Genomic DNA, 16,604 nt, shown 5'->3' with positions numbered 1-16,604 from the left:
AGTAGCTCGACTGTTAGAACTCAATCTGTACGAGTGCCCACACAGATGATTGCTTTATATTGTTAAAGAACGTTGCGATTAAAGCGTTTCACTTTAACTCGCTAGGGCTGCGTATATTACGCTTTCCTATTTTTTTGTCAATACTTAATTTTGAGAAAATTTAATTTTTCGAAACTAAGTTTTACTTAACACCCTGAGTTGCTCTTGCCTCGCTAAGCGTTGCTCCGCTGCGCGTCGCGCCTGCCGTCTCAGTGGGGTCGCATTATAGGGAGATCCGAATTCAGATCAACTGTTTTTTTACGTTTTTATGAAAAAAATGACTGTTCGTGCAAAATACGAACGAAACGGGTAAAAACAATACTAAAACCTCGTTAAGAAGTGTAATTTGAACAGAGATATGTAGAAACCGATAAAAGATAAACACACAGATTGAGGTTTTATAGCTGTCGCTGCAGATCTAAATAACCGACAAAGTACGCAAAATAACCCAAGCTTAAACACTGTTTAGAACATTAACACTTTATATTAGTAGCGCTCACGAGCTAAAGACACTAAAAGGGCTCATGATAGAAAGTGCCGAAGTAGCTTCCATCAGTTTTATTGTTCTCATGAATGCTAGCTGCTCCCAACTCTATACACTTCATATTGTGTCGATTTATATTCTGCTTAATGGAATGTTATGTTCAGGCGAAAGGTACCTTAGTTCAACCACACTACTTGCAAACTCCTCGCACTATTTAATTGAGGGTATGTGTTTTTTGACCGAACGTACCAACACACTAGTTGGTTTAACACTCTTTTACTCAGCGAAATCATTCTATACTTGCATGTCTTCCCCCCAAACCAAATAAAACTGCATCATTAAGTTTGTAATAAGGGCTCAACTAAAATTCAAATCGTGAAAATGTATATCATCAGCTCTCGCTGATACAGTATTCTGGTAATAGGCCATTCTTGCGTATGTTCGATTTAGTTACATGTTCTATATCGTTATAAGTATCGACAATGATAAGTTCATCAAAACTAATCTATTCACTACCATGAGCTTCTGCTATTTACTGATCGTTGTAATACGACTTAGCGAGCTCAACGCTCTATAAATAAGACCATTAAACAGACTAAACTTTAAAGCCGATGATTGTTCTAATGGTAAAGATTCATTACTCGCCTTGATCTCATTTTTATACCATTGTACTTAATTAAGTGGTCTATTTTGAAGCAATAAAACCGCGTTAATAACAAGGCAAAAATGTCGTTATTGAGGTGTTCTCGGCAATTGCTCCTGCATTGCTCTACCTCCTGCATCTATGCAGTCGTAAATCAGACATTTTTAACGCAGCTAGCGACTGGTTTAATAACTCAAAATGATTAAGTATTATTGCGGATTAATATAAGTACCAAGCAGAAATGTGGCTATTAATAATAAATGGTAAGCGTTATCGAATGTCTAAAAGAGCTAACTGTCGAAAAGAATCTGCTGGTGAAAAGAATCTGCTGGTGAAAAGAATAGAGTGGACGAAACGTGCCTAAAAAAGAGGGGGCTGCTGTTTATAAGATACCTGACCACAATTTACTGAGAAATTAGATGGCAATAGATCGCATACCAAGAAAGTAAAAAGCCGAGCATAAGCTCGGCTTTTTGGTGTCTTTACGACTTACTCTGCAGACTGTGCGTCTTCTTGAACTTCTTCGTTTGTCGCTGGGCGACCAACTAGTTCAATATAAGCCATTGGTGCATTGTCACCAGCACGGAAGCCACACTTAAGAATACGAGTGTAACCACCTGGACGGTCTGTATTACGAGGACCGATTTCGCTGAACAATTTGCCAACTACTTCATTATCACGCGTGCGAGCAAACGCTAAACGGCGGTTTGCTACACTGTCAGTCTTAGCCAGTGTGATTAAAGGTTCAATTACACGGCGCAACTCTTTCGCTTTAGGCAAAGTTGTTTTGATGATTTCATGTTTCACCAAAGAACCAGCCATGTTGCTGAACATCGCTTTGCGATGGCTGCTGTTACGGTTTAATTGACGACCACTCTTACGATGGCGCATGACCCTATCCTTCTAACTAAACTAATATAGTGATTTAGATTATTCAGCTAGGCTTGCAGGCGGCCAATTTTCTAGGCGCATACCTAGAGATAGACCACGTGAAGCTAGCACGTCTTTAATTTCAGTTAGAGACTTCTTACCTAAGTTAGGCGTTTTAAGAAGCTCAACTTCAGTGCGCTGAACTAAATCACCGATATATTGAATTTGCTCGGCTTTCAAACAGTTTGCTGAACGTACTGTTAGTTCAAGATCATCAACTGGACGAAGTAGAATAGGATCGAATTCTGGCTTCTCTTCTTTCTCTTCTGGCTCAGTTACATCACGTAAATCTACGAATGCATCTAATTGCTCAGCTAAGATAGTAGACGCACGGCGGATCGCTTCTTCAGGATCTAAAGTGCCGTTCGTTTCCATATCAATGATTAACTTGTCTAAGTCTGTACGTTGCTCAACACGGGCTGATTCAACCGAGTACGCAATACGTTCAACTGGGCTGAATGATGCATCAAGCAGCAATCGACCAATTGGACGCTCATCGTCATCAGAGGATAAACGACTAGATGCCGGCACATAACCGCGACCGCGCTCAACACGAATACGCATGCTGATCTCGCTGCTATCTGTCGTTAGGTGACAGATAACGTGATCTGGGTTGGCGATAGTTACATCACCATCGTGCTGAATATCAGCCGCAGTCACAGGGCCTACACCAGATTTAGTCAGGGTCAGAAAAACTTCATCTTTGCCTTCTAAAGTTACTGCTAGACCTTTAAGGTTTAACAGAATTTCAATGATGTCTTCTTGTACGCCCTCTTTCGCGCTGTACTCATGCAATACACCGTCGATTTCTACTTCAGTTACTGCACATCCAGGCATAGATGATAACAGTATACGGCGTAAGGCATTACCCAGAGTATGACCGAAGCCACGCTCTAATGGTTCTAAAACTACTTTAGAACGCGTTGGGTTGATAGCGTCGATATCGACTAACCTTGGTTTTAGGAATTCGGTAACAGAACCCTGCATTTTATCCTCTCTTAACTCTTAACTTTACTTAGAGTAAAGTTCGACGATTAGTTGTTCGTTAATGTCCGCAGACAGATCTGAACGCTCAGGTAGGCGCTTGAAGCTACCTTCCATTTTCTTACCGTCAACTTCAACCCAAGTCGGCTTTTCACGTTGCTCAGCCAACTCTAGAGCAGCGATGATACGTGCTTGTGTTTTAGACTTCTCACGAATTACAACAGTATCTTCTGGTGTAATTACGTATGAAGGAATATTCACAACACGACCATTAACTAAGATCGCTTTGTGGCTAACTAACTGACGTGCTTCTGCACGTGTGCTAGCAAAACCCATGCGATATACAACATTGTCTAAACGTTGCTCTAAAAGCTGTAACAAGTTTTCACCTGTATTACCTTTAAGGCGAGCAGCTTCTTTGTAGTAGTTACGGAATTGCTTTTCTAATACACCGTAGATACGACGTACTTTTTGCTTTTCACGTAACTGTAAACCGTAATCAGATAAGCGACCTTTACGAGCGCCGTGCTGACCAGGTGCAGTCTCAAGTTTACACTTAGAGTCGATAGCTCTTACGCCGCTCTTAAGGAACAGGTCAGTACCTTCACGACGACTCAGCTTGAGCTTAGGGCCCAAATATCTTGCCATGTTATTTCTCCTAACCTATTGTTAAACGCGACGTTTCTTCGGTGGACGACAACCATTATGAGGGATTGGCGTCACGTCAGTGATGTTGGTGATACGGTAACCAGCAGCATTCAAAGCACGTACAGCAGATTCACGACCTGGACCTGGACCTTTAATGAACACTTCTAGATTTTTTAAACCGTATTCTTGAGCAGCAGTACCTGCACGCTCTGCAGCAACCTGAGCAGCAAATGGAGTAGATTTACGTGAACCACGGAAACCTGAACCACCGGCAGTAGCCCATGATAGTGCATTACCTTGACGGTCGGTAATTGTTACAATAGTGTTGTTGAAAGAAGCATGAACATGAGCCATACCATCAGCAACTTGCTTTTTAACCTTCTTACGACGAATTGGTGCTTTAGCCATAATCTACCCCACCTTATTTCTTGATAGGCTTGCGAGGACCCTTACGAGTACGCGCGTTAGTCTTAGTACGTTGACCACGTAGTGGTAACGAACGACGGTGACGTAGGCCACGGAAACAACCAAGGTCCATAAGGCGCTTGATATTTAATGTAACTTCACGACGAAGGTCACCTTCTACAGTGTACTTGCCAACTGCTTCACGCAATACGTCAAGTGTTTCGTCTGAAAGCTCACCGATTTTTGTGGTCTCGGCGATACCAGTCGCTGCTAAGATAGCCTTAGAGCGAGTCTTACCTATGCCATAAATAGCAGTTAAACCGATAACTGCATGTTTATGATCAGGGACGTTAATGCCAGCGATACGGGCCACTAACACATCTCCTATATTTGAATTTGGTTATCATCTGTTTGAAAAGCCCGTAAGGATACTCAAACGAAGACCAAATCACAACTAAAAACACAGGCCGAGTAAATAACTCAGCCTGCACGACTGTTTAATTAGCCTTGCCTTTGCTTATGCTTAGGCTCACTGCAAATTACGCGTACTACACCAGCACGTTTAATAACTTTACAGTTACGGCATATTTTCTTAACGGAAGCACGTACTTTCATTGCTCAACTCCGTAAACTGACCTTATCGGCCGTAGCCTTTAAGGTTTGCTTTTTTCAGCACAGAATCATACTGATGTGACATCAGATGCGTCTGTACTTGTGCCATAAAGTCCATGATTACAACAACGATAATCAAAATTGATGTACCGCCGAAATAGAATGGCGTTTGCCATGCCATAGTCATGAATTCGGGCACCAGACAGATAAAGGTTATATACAAAGCACCTGCCAATGTCAGGCGTGTCATCACTTTATCAATGTATTTAGATGTCTGCTCACCTGGACGAATACCTGGGATAAATGCGCCAGATTTTTTCAGGTTATCTGCTGTTTCACGCGGGTTAAATACCAACGCGGTGTAGAAAAAGCAGAAGAAGATAATAGCCGCAGCTAAAACCATCGCATATAACGGTTGACCTGGAGTCAATGTTGTAGCGATTGCTTGTAGCACATCAGCGACCGGACCTTCACCCTGGCCGAACCAGCTTGCAATTGTACCAGGGAACAGAATTATACTGCTAGCAAAGATTGGTGGAATAACACCCGCCATGTTTACTTTCAGCGGTAAGTGCGTGCTTTGAGCAGCAAATACCTGACGACCTTGTTGACGCTTAGCATAGTTAACGACGATACGACGTTGACCACGCTCGAAGAATACAACGAGGTAAGTAACAGCGAATACGATTACAGCAATCAATAACAGTACAAGTACATTCAGATCACCTTGGCGCGCCATTTCGGCTGTCGAACCAATAGCAGACGGCAGGTTTGCTACGATACCAACAAAAATCAGAACTGAAATACCGTTACCGATACCGCGTTCTGTAATTTGCTCGCCCAACCACATAAGGAACATAGTACCGGTAACTAAACTCACTACAGCAGTGAAGTAGAAACCAATACCAGGGTTAACAACTAACCCGTCCATCATACCCGGTAAGCTTGTGGCAATACCGATTGATTGGATAGTAGCAAGCACAAGCGTGCCATAGCGTGTATACTGGCTGATTTTCTTACGCCCTTGCTCGCCTTCTTTCTTAAGCTCTATAAACGGCGGATACATATGCGTTAATAGTTGCGTAATAATCGAAGCCGAGATATACGGCATAATACCCAGTGCCAACACTGAAGCGCGCTCAAGCGCACCACCGCTGAACATGTTAAACATTTCAACAATGGTGCCCTTTTGTTGCTCGAAGAAATCGGCAAGTACAGCGGCGTCAATCCCAGGGATCGGCACGAATGAACCTAGACGGTAAATAATGATAGCACCCAATACAAATAGTAATCGACGCTTCAATTCCGAAAGCCCACTTTGTGCACTTTTCATATCTTGACCTGGTTTAGCCATTAGTACTTCCTTAGTCTTCTACCTTGCCTCCGGCAGCTTCGATAGCTTCGCGAGCACCTTTGGTCACTTTAAGACCTTTAACGGTAACTGCGCGTGAAACTTCGCCAGATTTTACTACTTTAACGAACTGGATGTTCTTTTTAACTAGACCAGCTGCTTGTAACGCGTTTACGTCTACTACATCGCCTTCAACTTTAGCGATTTCAAAAAGGTTTACTTCAGTAGATACTAATGATTTACGTGAAGTGAAACCAAATTTAGGTAGACGACGTTGCATAGGCATTTGACCGCCTTCGAAACCAACGCGTACTTTACCGCCAGAACGTGATTTTTGGCCTTTATGACCACGGCCACCAGTCTTACCAAGACCAGAACCAATACCACGACCTAGACGTTTCTTTTCAGTTTTTGCACCAGCAGCAGGTGAAAGTGTATTCAAACGCATCGAATTAACCCTCAACCTTTACCATGTAAGAAACTTGGTTAATCATACCACGCACACATGCTGTGTCTTCTAACTCAACAGTGTGATTGATACGACGTAAACCAAGACCGCGTAATGTAGCTTTATGCTTCGGTAAACGACCGATAGAGCTCTTTACTTGTGTTACTTTAACAGTTTTATTAGCCATGGTTTACCCCGTGATTTCGTCTACGCTAAGACCACGTTTAGCAGCGATTGACTCTGGAGAGTTCATGTTCTCTAGAGCTGCAATCGTTGCACGAACGATATTGATCGGGTTAGTTGAACCGTATGCTTTTGACAATACGTTCTGTACACCAGTTACTTCTAGTACTGCACGCATCGCACCACCGGCGATGATACCTGTACCTTCTGAAGCAGGCTGCATGTATACTTTAGAACCCGCGTGGCGACCCTTGATTGGGTGCTGTAGCGTGTTACCGTTTAGGTCTACACTGATCATGTTACGACGTGCTTTTTCCATTGCTTTTTGAATAGCAGCTGGAACTTCACGTGCCTTACCATAACCGAAACCTACTTTACCTGCGCCGTCACCAACTACAGTTAGTGCAGTGAAGCTAAAGATACGACCACCTTTAACCACTTTAGACACACGGTTTACCGCGATTAGCTTTTCAGCCAAATCAGGCTGTTGTTGCTTTGCTTCTACGTTAGCCATTGTCTACTCCTAGAATTGCAAACCGGCTTCACGCGCTGCATCAGCAAGCGCCTTCACACGGCCGTGATATTTAAAGCCACTGCGATCAAAAGCAATCTTTTCGATGCCTTTGTCAGCTGCACGTTCAGCAACCGCTTTACCAACTGCTTGAGCAGCTGCTACGTTACCTGTGCCTTTAACTGTTTCGCTAATTGCTTTTTCAACAGTAGAAGCAGCAGCCAGTACAGTACCCTCAGCAGTAACTACTTGAGCGTAAATGTGACGTGGCGTGCGGTGGATAACAAGACGCGTTGTGCCTTGTTCAATGTAATTTCTACGAGTGCGCTTAGCACGACGTAGACGAGCTGTTTTTTTATCCATCGTCTTACCTTACTTCTTCTTAGCCTCTTTACGGCGTACATTCTCGTCCGCGTAACGAACACCTTTACCTTTATAAGGCTCAGGTTTACGGTATGCACGGATGTTAGCAGCTGTTTGACCAACTAACTGCTTGTCTACGCCCTTAACTAGAACTTCTGTTTGGCTTGGTGTTTCAATCGTAATACCTTCAGGTACTTCGAAATTCACTGGGTGTGAGAAACCAAGAGTTAAGTCTAAAACTTTGCCCTTAGCCGCTGCACGGTAACCAACACCTACTAACTGAAGCTTCTTCTCGTAACCTTCATGCGTACCAACAATCATATTGTTGATTAGAGCGCGAGCAGTACCTGCTTGAGCCCATGCATTGACTACGCCTTCACGAGGTAAAGTTGTAATAACGTTGTCGTTAACTTGTACTTCAACAGCATCGTTGATAGTGCGAGTTAATTCACCGTTTTTGCCTTTAACTGTGATGTCCTGGCCTTTTAATGTAACTTCTACACCGGCAGGAACATTGATTGGTGCCTTTGCTATGCGAGACATAGTTCCCCTCCGATTAAGCTACAAAGCCAATGATCTCACCACCAACGCCGGCACTACGTGCTGCGCGGTCTGTCATTAGGCCTTTAGAAGTTGATACGATAGCGATACCAAGACCACCCATTACCTTAGGTAATTCGTCACGTTTCTTATAGATACGTAGACCAGGGCGGCTAACACGCTGGATATTTTCAATAACAGCTTTGCCTTCGAAATATTTTAATTCGATTGCTAGCTCAGGCTTCGCTTCACCGCTTACAGCGTAATCTGCGATATAACCTTCATCTTTTAATACTTTAGCTACTGCTACTTTCAGTTTTGAAGTTGGCATCGTTACTGATACTTTCTTCGCTGACTGACCGTTACGGATACGTGTAAACAAATCCGCAATAGGATCTTGCAAGCTCATAGTCTTACTCCCGTGATACTATTACCAGCTAGCCTTTTTAAGGCCAGGAATTTCACCGCGCATAGCTGCTTCGCGAACTTTAATACGGCTCATGCCGAATTTGCGAAGGTAACCATGTGGGCGGCCCGTAACGTTACAACGATTACGTTGACGTGAAGAGCTAGAATCACGTGGTAAAGCTTGTAGCTTTAATACCGCGTCCCAACGATCATCGTCAGATGTTTTCACATCACTGATGATAGCTTTTAGTGCAGCACGCTTTTCAGCATACTGAGCAACTAATTTAGTGCGCTTTGCTTCGCGCGCTTTCATAGAATTCTTTGCCATAACCCTACCCTTATTTCTTAAATGGGAAGTTAAACGCTTCTAACAACGCACGGCCTTCCTCATCTGTTTTCGCAGAAGTAGTGATAGTGATATCCATACCGCGTACACGGTCTACTTTATCATAATCAATTTCTGGGAAGATGATTTGCTCACGTACGCCCATGCTGTAGTTACCACGTCCATCAAAAGACTTAGCACTTACACCACGGAAGTCACGGATACGTGGGATAGCGATTGAAACCAAACGCTCAAAAAAGTCCCACATACGCTCGCCACGTAGGGTTACTTTACAACCAATTGGGTAACCTTCACGCACTTTGAAGCCAGCAACAGATTTGCGTGCTTTAGTGATTAGAGGTTTCTGACCAGAGATTGCTTCTAGATCTGCAACAGCATTATCTAGGATCTTCTTGTCAGCTAGAGCTTCGCCCACACCCATGTTTAATGTGATCTTTTCGATCTGAGGGACTTGCATGACAGAGCTGAAACCAAACTTCTCTTGAAGTTCAGCCACTACTTTGTCTTTATATACTTCATGCAGTTTCGCCATCATTCTACTCCAACTATTAGATAGTTTTACCAGTAGATTTAAAGATACGTAATTTCTTACCATCTTCAATCTTGAAACCTACACGATCTGCTTTACCCGTTTCCGAGTTGTAGATCGCAACGTTTGATACGTCGATAGACGCTTCTTTCTCAACAATACCGCCAGCTTGGTTCAACTGAGGAACAGGCTTTTGGTGCTTCTTGATTAAGTTGATGCCTTCGACAAATACTCGACCAGACTCAGTAACAACTGAAAGCACTTTACCGCGCTTACCTTTGTCTTTACCGGCTAGTACGATTACTTCGTCATCACGACGGATTTTTGCTGCCATGATAGACTCCTTATAGTACTTCTGGTGCTAGTGAAACGATTTTCATGAACTTTTCAGTACGAAGTTCACGAGTCACAGGGCCGAAGATACGAGTACCAATTGGCTGTAAGTTATCATTTAAGATAACAGCCGCATTGCTATCGAAACGGATCAAAGAACCGTCCGGACGACGAACGCCTTTTTTAGTACGCACAACTACTGCGTTTTTAACATCACCTTTCTTCACTTTACCGCGAGGAATCGCTTCTTTTACAGAAACTTTGATGATATCGCCAACCGCTGCATAGCGACGGTGCGAACCGCCAAGGACTTTAATACACTGCACTTTGCGAGCGCCGCTGTTATCAGCAACGTCCAGCTGAGTTTGCATTTGGATCATGTTAATGACCTCCGGTGTAGATATTACAACACGTCTTAATTTTGTTTAAAATCAAGACATTTCGGTTAAATTCCACTCAAAAAACACACGAGTTGTCTCTTAAGGGCGGGCAATTGTATCAGCAATAGCAATGAAGTGGTAGGTTATTTTTTAATTAATTTATAATAAAGGGTCGCTATATCAAGGTGGGCTTACAACCGTTTACTGGTTTGTTATTGATTATAAAACAAACAGGGCGCCGATGCGCCCTGCTTTAAGGATTAAATTAAATTTTTATTAATTTCCAAATAAGCCTTTAAGCTTATCTTTTATTTTATCTTTCGCTTTTTCTTTCACTTCTTCTTTGGCCGCATCACTCACATCGAGGCTATAACCCACATCATGGAATGGGCCTTTAATACGCAGTGGAATTTTAAAGCCTGTGCTGTCATCTGTGGTACCTTGCCCTTCAATTGAATCAACGATGCCTGTCACGAGACGATAATCAACGTTGGTCATCGGTAAATCCACCTTACCAGCCCCCGAAATACGAATAAGCGGGCTTAATAATGACAAGTCACGGTTTTCACCCACCCCATTAGTGAAATTAAAGCTGCCTGTTAACGCTGAGAAATCTGTTTGCTCAGAGTTATCGAAGCCTGTATCGAGACCTTCTGATACGGCCCCCAAGTTACCTTTGATTAGCTCTTTTGCTTTACGGACCATTTCAGCAATGTTTGCGCCTTTAACTGCCCCATCTGCAAATTCAAATGCTAATTTACCATTCAACGCATTAATAAAGCTTTTCTGGCTTTGACCCGTTGTCGTTAAATTCCAGTTTAATGAACCTTTACCCATTAACTTATCAAAACCTGCTGCGTCAGTTAATAATGGCTGCGCATCGATTTTATCTAAAGCGAAGTTAGTTGAGATTGCATAAGGAGCTTGCTTTGCATTGAGTGTAATAACACCTTTACCATTGCCCTCATAAGCAACAAATTTGTCTAGGCTTACTTTCGCTACAGCATTTTTAAGGTTTACAGTGAATTGGTTCTCACCGAGTGTGATCTTCTTGGCTTTTAGACCACTTGAGCGAACAACTACACTCGCATCCAAGGCATTTAAACCACTTAAATCAATTTTAGTATCATCCCATACGATAGGCTGAGCGGGTGCATCTTCTGCAGGTAAAGGTTGTGCCTCTTTTGCAACGCCTTCTGGAAGGTACGGATTTAAGTCGAGCATGCCTAAATCAATATCCGCATTGACCGCTAAGCGATTACCAAGGTTAATGTCGCTTTTACCTTTGATTTGTAATTCATCTAATGTTGCCAAAAGCTCTGTTAGTTTGAATTTGTCACCTTGTAGATGCATGGCCCCTTTAACATTAAAGGCATTAAAAGCATTGTCTTTGGCATTTAAGTCCACACCTTGCCAATTAGCAATATTTTTAACCGAATCACCACTGATAGACAATTGACCTTGTACATCTTGACCCATTTCAGCAATCGCACCTTTAAAAGTCATATCTACCAAACGTGAATCAACCTCTGTACTGACATTAAAAGTCGCTCCTTCAATCACTTTCACGGGTGTATCAAGGGTTACATCAAGTTCAAAGCGCTCACCCATATAGGTAATCCCGCCTTTGAGCTCTAATGTTTTACGCAGTGATGGGAGTAAAATAGCTAGCTCTAAGTCACTGATCTGCTGTTTTGCGCCTGTTTTACCATCTAGATACGTGAAGGTTCCACCATAAATTGCCACTTCACCTAACTGAATATCAAAGTTATCAGGCAAATTTACAGCTCCTGAGCTCTTTTGTTGCTCAGTCTCTGGTTGTTCGGCTACGCCATCAAACAGCTGCCAGTTAGCTTTGCCATTTTTATCAGTTTCTAACAAAATTGTTGGCTCGTTGATAACGAACTTATCAAGTTTAAACTCACCACCGAAAAGCGACATCCAGGGAATATGAATGGCCAACTGTTGCATGCTTGCCATGTCTTTTTGTGAACCCGTTTGCATATTAGCAAAATGCACATCATTCAGTTCAAGCTTCAACGAAGGGAAAACCGACAGTTTTTTATCACCGTTAATGGTGAGGCTTCGACCCGTCGTTTGTTCAACTTGCTGCGAGACTTTGTTAAAGATTGCATCAGTTGGAATAAGAAACGGTGCGGCGATTACTAAGGCAATTAGTAATACGAATATGACACCAATAATCTTTAGTAAGGTTTTCATAATCATCCTTAAAAATGGGCAAACATTGTTCATATCATAGCGGGTGTTAAGCCGAAAATCATTGCTAAACAAATAAAAAGGCTATTCAGCAAGCTTAGGTAGACAAATATGAATCGTCGCTGAAATATTTTGAAACCTTTAGGTTACATTAAATAGTTGACTAGATGATACCCAAAGGTTACATTGATACCTAGAGGTTACAACTAAAATTAAAAGGAAGATTTATGTCAAAGCAAGATATCCAAACGGAAGAGAAATTTATGAGCCAAAATGCATGGTTTTCAATGTTTATGGGGATCACTCTACTCATTATCAGTGTTTACCCTGCGCTTAATCAAACATCGGCCCCCTTGTTGTTTTTAGGCAGTGCTGCTTTTCTGGGATCATTCTGTATGTTTGTGATAAGAGGTGGATTTACATGGAAAATGAAATATCGCCTTACTTATAAAGATGAGTTTTTAAATACGATTGACACCATTGCCTATAAACATGTTGTACTTGGTTTACTCTTTAGTATGGGTGCGGTGTATTTATTGTCTGATGAGTTAGCTTTAGATGTTTCTCATAGCATGATGGCTACCTTTTACCTGGCTGAAATGAGTTTAATATATGGCATCTCAATTCTTTGGCAAAGTAGAGACTAGGAGCAATAGTGCAAAATCATATTGCAAAATATCGCAAAGCCGCAGGGCTTTCGCAACAAGAGCTAGCCGATGCTATCGCTGTTTCACGTAAAACAATTAGTACGGTCGAAACGTCTCGCTTTACGCCTTCAGTGATCATTGCATTAAAGATAGCCCGGCAGTTTAATACAACTGTCGAGCAATTATTTTCACTAGACGAAGCAGATTAACGCCTTTAAATGCAATCTTGTGCAGATTTAACTTATCAAGATTGCATCCCCTGTATTCTTCGGTATGATGCACGCCCCTGTTGCTGTTAGCTTATTTAAGCTAAAATAAAGTGACTAAAAAATATATCAAACTGGAGAGTCTACAAGGCATGAAGAAACTGCTTATTTCACCGTCAAAAATGGCGCTTAGCGAGCAAGAAAGTCAAATTTATCAAAATATTCTCAAGCAATCTTCAGAGCTTAGCCTCAACCTAATGGCCGTGAAAGTAGACAACCACCCAGAAGACTTCTTAGGTTGGTGCTATGAGCTACTCAGTGCAAGCCGCGATCGTATTAACTATGATTTATTAGAAGATAAGCAGTTACCGACATTAAAAAAACTTCACGACTTACTGATCTCTGCCATTAGCTTCTTGCAATTGAAAACGCTGCGCGTTGCACCTTGGCCTGTTGTTACTGGCTTTATTGAGCAACATAAAGAGCTCATTGCGCTTGATGAGCAATTACGTTTAGCAAACTACATTGGCACAATTAAATCACAAACTTTAAAAGAAATGATTCCAGAAGACCGCTTGGCTTTTGCAGGCAAACACACGGCTTCTCTTGACCCAAGTAGCTATAACTTTGATGTTGAATGGTTTGCTTCAACCAAAAGCGCCAAAGGGTTCCATCAAATGTTGAGCGACCTGCCTGCGGCTTTTGACGAAGCCCTAGCGCACATTCCCCTAGAAGGCGATGTGACACAAGAACACTATCAACATTTTATGGTTGCTTACTTTATGGCCTTTACAGGCAGCGAAGAGAAACCAACGCTTGCGCCTGCAACACGCTTATTAGCAATGCGCCGCCCAGATGTATTTACGCCTATTACAAATAGTAAGCTTGATGCGCTTTGTGCTTCGTTGGGAGTTCCTAAATTAAACAACCGTGATTTTGAACGTTATTGGCAAGACGTGGTTACTGCAATTCATAGCATGCCTTGGTTTAAAATGGCTGCTGCAGCAAATGATCATGAACAATCACTTATTGAGATAAAAGCGTTACTACCGTGCTTCTTCTATTATGCCGATAACACCACGGCTGATAACTCTAACTACATTAAACTGCTTAGCAAACCGAAGAGCACGGGCAGTTCTGCAGGCAAAAAAACCGTGCGTCGCGGCAAAGAGTCTGCTGAGATTTTAGTAGACCGCGCGCTTGCAAGTGACGATATCCCCGAGCATATAAAAGCAAAACGAGACTCTATCATCAGCGAAGTTGAAAAAGGCCGTAGCGTTGAAGAAACAATCAGCCTAATGCGTGCCATTTTTGGCTAAGTCTCTATCAAACAAGAAAAACCTGGTTGCTTCGCGATTGTGCAACCGGGTTATTTTTTGCACCACAGGTGTGCGCATGAACAATTCAAATAAATCTAAACTTTAAAAAATAACACGCTTAAAAGGCTGTTTTTAAAGCAGTTAAACATAAAATATCCCTTTCAGAATTAACTTGGCACAACCAGTGCTACATCGTATCCAGACAACACATAAAAACTGTCCTCAAATAATAACCAGACTGCAATCTGAAATGGGGCAAATCAACATAACAACAGGATACGAGAAACATGCTAAAACTAAAAAAAACGGTCGTAGCAAGCGCCATTGCGCTATTAACTTTGAGCTCAACATATAGTTATGCAGAAGTAACAGCAAACGCTGCGGCTACTTCAAACTATTTATGGCGTGGTCAAGAGCAAACTGGGGGTGATGCTGCAATTCAGGGCGGTATTGATTACGCAAGTGAATCTGGCTTTTACGCAGGTACTTGGGTATCGAATGCCAGCTGGGCTGACGACATGACTTACGAGCTAGACCTTTATGCAGGTTTTGGCGGTGATATCAATGAAACATTTAGCTACGATGTTGGCTACATTTATTATGCTTACCCTGATGCAGCATCTTATACTGACGCTGACTTTTCAGAGATCTACGGTAGCATCAGCATGGGTAGTTTCACTTTTGGTGCTGCAATCCTTGCTACATCAGCAGCCAGCGGTGACGGTACAGATTTTGGAGATTCTTTATACTTAAATGCTGACTATAGCTTCCCAGTTGGCAGTACCGGTGCAGAAATGGCTCTTCATCTGGGTCATTACTCAGGCGATTTCATTGGTGATGATAATATCATTGACTACGGTGTTTCTGTGTCAAAAGACGGCTTTACATTTGGCGTGTCTGACACAGACATTGATGGCTCTGATGTAAAAGTGTATGTCGCTTACGCAGTTGACTTTACGCTTTAAAAAAGAATGTGTTACTTGCTGCAACACGAAGGGCCGAAAGGCCCTTTTCTCGTTAAAGCGCACTTTAAAATTATGGCACACTGTGGCCTGTAGAGCCTTGCCAAATACGATACCATTGCTCACGATTCATCGTGAATTCTTTCGCTGCGACGGCTGATTTAACCCGGGCAATGTTGCCTGTACCCAATACTACCGATGGCAAACTTGGGTGCATGAGTAACCAAGTATACACAACTTGATCGATAGAGCTGGCTCCAATTTCGTTGCCAACTTGCTCCAACACCGCACGCAAACGCACTGCTTTTTCATCGTCATTTGAAAATAAACGCCCGCCCGCTAAAGGTGACCAAAGCATGGGTTTAATATCAAGTAATTGGCATTGATCCAAAGTCCCATCATCAAGCGCTTTCATCTCATAAGGCGAAAACTCTATTTGATTCGTGACTAAATCAAAGTCTAAACGGGACTGCAGTAAGCTGAGTTGTGACGGCGTGAAGTTTGAAACACCAAAGTCAATAACATCACCATTTGCTTTTAAAGTATTGAATGCTTCAGCTACTTCATCTGCATTCATTAAATAATCAGGGCGATGGATCAATAACACATCTAATCGGTCGGTATTAAAGTGTTTAAGCGATTGCTGAGCGGATGCGATGATATGTGCTGCACTCGAGTCATAATGATTCGCTTTGCCTTGCAAGCCTAAACTGGGAAATGCGGGTTTAATTCCACATTTAGTGATTATTTTTATTTCATCACGAATACTCGGCTTTAATTGTAACGCTTTACCAAATTCAGCTTCGCAGCCGTATTCACCATAAATATCAGCATGGTCAGTGTGTGTAACCCCTACTTCAATGGCTTGCTCTAAAAAGCTTAAGCATTGCTGTGGTGATATTTGCCAATCTAGCAAGCGCCAAAATCCCAGTACTAATTCATCAATACAACGCACATTGTTATTCACTATATATACCTACTTAATCTTGATTATTCCACCTATCTTACTCTTTAAAGAATAACACAATTTCCCTATTCACAACTGTTAACATATAGTTACAAATCAGACTTCTAATTAATAATAAATCAGGGTATTTTAGTACCTAAAAATAAATG

General features: G+C 42.2%; 23 protein-coding genes. 4 read left to right on the top strand and 19 right to left on the bottom strand.

The window, feature by feature from the left end; translation table 11 throughout:
* Nucleotides 1-1,655: 1,655 nt before the first annotated feature.
* From rplQ to JIG41_RS20660, 18 genes are all read right to left on the bottom strand, one after another.
* A complete protein-coding gene (rplQ, locus tag JIG41_RS20745) occupies nucleotides 1,656-2,057 on the bottom strand; it encodes a 50S ribosomal protein L17 (protein WP_004589197.1) in 402 nt (133 codons plus the stop codon).
* 39 nt (nucleotides 2,058-2,096) lie between these two features.
* Entirely contained in the window at nucleotides 2,097-3,083 is a 987-nt protein-coding gene (locus tag JIG41_RS20740; RefSeq protein ID WP_004589198.1) for a DNA-directed RNA polymerase subunit alpha, read from the bottom strand.
* A gap of 24 nt (nucleotides 3,084-3,107) precedes the next feature.
* Nucleotides 3,108-3,728, bottom strand: a complete 621-nt coding sequence (gene rpsD, locus JIG41_RS20735) for a 30S ribosomal protein S4 (protein WP_036974007.1) — start codon at nucleotides 3,726-3,728, stop codon at nucleotides 3,108-3,110.
* Between the two features lie 21 nt (nucleotides 3,729-3,749).
* Nucleotides 3,750-4,136 (bottom strand): 30S ribosomal protein S11, encoded by a 387-nt coding sequence (rpsK, locus tag JIG41_RS20730; protein ID WP_036974009.1) that lies wholly within the window; start codon nucleotides 4,134-4,136, stop codon nucleotides 3,750-3,752.
* A gap of 13 nt (nucleotides 4,137-4,149) precedes the next feature.
* Nucleotides 4,150-4,506 carry a 30S ribosomal protein S13 gene (rpsM, locus tag JIG41_RS20725; protein WP_036974011.1) on the bottom strand — a complete coding sequence of 119 codons (357 nt, stop codon included), beginning with the start codon at nucleotides 4,504-4,506 and terminating at the stop codon, nucleotides 4,150-4,152.
* Nucleotides 4,507-4,634: 128 nt separating this feature from the next.
* Nucleotides 4,635-4,748, bottom strand: a complete 114-nt coding sequence (gene rpmJ / locus JIG41_RS20720) for a 50S ribosomal protein L36 (RefSeq protein ID WP_002959476.1) — start codon at nucleotides 4,746-4,748, stop codon at nucleotides 4,635-4,637.
* A 22-nt stretch (nucleotides 4,749-4,770) separates the two neighbouring features.
* Entirely contained in the window at nucleotides 4,771-6,099 is a 1,329-nt protein-coding gene (gene secY, locus JIG41_RS20715; protein WP_036974013.1) for a preprotein translocase subunit SecY, read from the bottom strand.
* 10 nt (nucleotides 6,100-6,109) lie between these two features.
* Entirely contained in the window at nucleotides 6,110-6,544 is a 435-nt protein-coding gene (rplO, locus tag JIG41_RS20710) for a 50S ribosomal protein L15 (protein WP_036974015.1), read from the bottom strand.
* A gap of 4 nt (nucleotides 6,545-6,548) precedes the next feature.
* Nucleotides 6,549-6,731 carry a 50S ribosomal protein L30 gene (gene rpmD / locus JIG41_RS20705; protein ID WP_016710201.1) on the bottom strand — a complete coding sequence of 61 codons (183 nt, stop codon included), beginning with the start codon at nucleotides 6,729-6,731 and terminating at the stop codon, nucleotides 6,549-6,551.
* A gap of 3 nt (nucleotides 6,732-6,734) precedes the next feature.
* Nucleotides 6,735-7,241 (bottom strand): 30S ribosomal protein S5, encoded by a 507-nt coding sequence (gene rpsE / locus JIG41_RS20700; RefSeq protein ID WP_036974018.1) that lies wholly within the window; start codon nucleotides 7,239-7,241, stop codon nucleotides 6,735-6,737.
* Between the two features lie 9 nt (nucleotides 7,242-7,250).
* Entirely contained in the window at nucleotides 7,251-7,601 is a 351-nt protein-coding gene (rplR, locus tag JIG41_RS20695) for a 50S ribosomal protein L18 (RefSeq protein WP_036974021.1), read from the bottom strand.
* A 9-nt stretch (nucleotides 7,602-7,610) separates the two neighbouring features.
* Nucleotides 7,611-8,144: a 50S ribosomal protein L6 gene (rplF, locus tag JIG41_RS20690; protein ID WP_036974024.1), complete on the bottom strand. Its 534-nt coding sequence runs from the start codon at nucleotides 8,142-8,144 to the stop codon at nucleotides 7,611-7,613.
* Between the two features lie 13 nt (nucleotides 8,145-8,157).
* Nucleotides 8,158-8,550, bottom strand: a complete 393-nt coding sequence (rpsH, locus tag JIG41_RS20685) for a 30S ribosomal protein S8 (RefSeq protein ID WP_036974026.1) — start codon at nucleotides 8,548-8,550, stop codon at nucleotides 8,158-8,160.
* A 21-nt stretch (nucleotides 8,551-8,571) separates the two neighbouring features.
* Entirely contained in the window at nucleotides 8,572-8,877 is a 306-nt protein-coding gene (rpsN, locus tag JIG41_RS20680) for a 30S ribosomal protein S14 (RefSeq protein WP_036974028.1), read from the bottom strand.
* Between the two features lie 10 nt (nucleotides 8,878-8,887).
* Nucleotides 8,888-9,427: a 50S ribosomal protein L5 gene (gene rplE / locus JIG41_RS20675; RefSeq protein ID WP_036974030.1), complete on the bottom strand. Its 540-nt coding sequence runs from the start codon at nucleotides 9,425-9,427 to the stop codon at nucleotides 8,888-8,890.
* 16 nt (nucleotides 9,428-9,443) lie between these two features.
* The gene (gene rplX, locus JIG41_RS20670; protein WP_036974032.1) at nucleotides 9,444-9,758 is read right to left on the bottom strand and encodes a 50S ribosomal protein L24; all 315 of its coding nucleotides are present in this window, start codon (nucleotides 9,756-9,758) and stop codon (nucleotides 9,444-9,446) included.
* Nucleotides 9,759-9,768: 10 nt separating this feature from the next.
* Nucleotides 9,769-10,137 (bottom strand): 50S ribosomal protein L14, encoded by a 369-nt coding sequence (rplN, locus tag JIG41_RS20665; protein ID WP_010378257.1) that lies wholly within the window; start codon nucleotides 10,135-10,137, stop codon nucleotides 9,769-9,771.
* 276 nt (nucleotides 10,138-10,413) lie between these two features.
* Complete coding sequence (locus JIG41_RS20660) at nucleotides 10,414-12,357, bottom strand: AsmA family protein (protein WP_074989830.1); 1,944 nt, start codon at nucleotides 12,355-12,357, stop codon at nucleotides 10,414-10,416.
* Nucleotides 12,358-12,581: 224 nt separating this feature from the next.
* Between JIG41_RS20660 and JIG41_RS20655 the strand changes: the two genes are divergently transcribed.
* The 4 genes from JIG41_RS20655 to JIG41_RS20640 all read left to right on the top strand — a co-directional run bounded on the left by JIG41_RS20655 (nucleotide 12,582) and on the right by JIG41_RS20640 (nucleotide 15,491).
* Nucleotides 12,582-13,001, top strand: a complete 420-nt coding sequence (locus tag JIG41_RS20655) for a hypothetical protein (RefSeq protein ID WP_199525368.1) — start codon at nucleotides 12,582-12,584, stop codon at nucleotides 12,999-13,001.
* An 8-nt stretch (nucleotides 13,002-13,009) separates the two neighbouring features.
* Nucleotides 13,010-13,210: a helix-turn-helix transcriptional regulator gene (locus tag JIG41_RS20650; RefSeq protein WP_036974038.1), complete on the top strand. Its 201-nt coding sequence runs from the start codon at nucleotides 13,010-13,012 to the stop codon at nucleotides 13,208-13,210.
* Between the two features lie 149 nt (nucleotides 13,211-13,359).
* Nucleotides 13,360-14,526 (top strand): hypothetical protein, encoded by a 1,167-nt coding sequence (locus JIG41_RS20645; protein ID WP_199525367.1) that lies wholly within the window; start codon nucleotides 13,360-13,362, stop codon nucleotides 14,524-14,526.
* Between the two features lie 287 nt (nucleotides 14,527-14,813).
* Nucleotides 14,814-15,491, top strand: coding sequence for a TorF family putative porin (locus JIG41_RS20640; protein ID WP_036974042.1), 678 nt, complete (start codon nucleotides 14,814-14,816; stop codon nucleotides 15,489-15,491).
* Nucleotides 15,492-15,561: 70 nt separating this feature from the next.
* Here the strand turns inward: JIG41_RS20640 and JIG41_RS20635 are convergent, their stop codons facing one another.
* Nucleotides 15,562-16,455 carry an aldo/keto reductase family oxidoreductase gene (locus JIG41_RS20635; RefSeq protein ID WP_036974044.1) on the bottom strand — a complete coding sequence of 298 codons (894 nt, stop codon included), beginning with the start codon at nucleotides 16,453-16,455 and terminating at the stop codon, nucleotides 15,562-15,564.
* Nucleotides 16,456-16,604: the final 149 nt, after the last annotated feature.

The sequence above is a fragment of the Pseudoalteromonas sp. bablab_jr011 genome, from assembly GCF_016464045.1.
Taxonomy (GTDB): Bacteria; Pseudomonadota; Gammaproteobacteria; order Enterobacterales; family Alteromonadaceae; genus Pseudoalteromonas; species Pseudoalteromonas lipolytica.
This window is presented reverse-complemented; position numbering and strand designations above follow the sequence as displayed.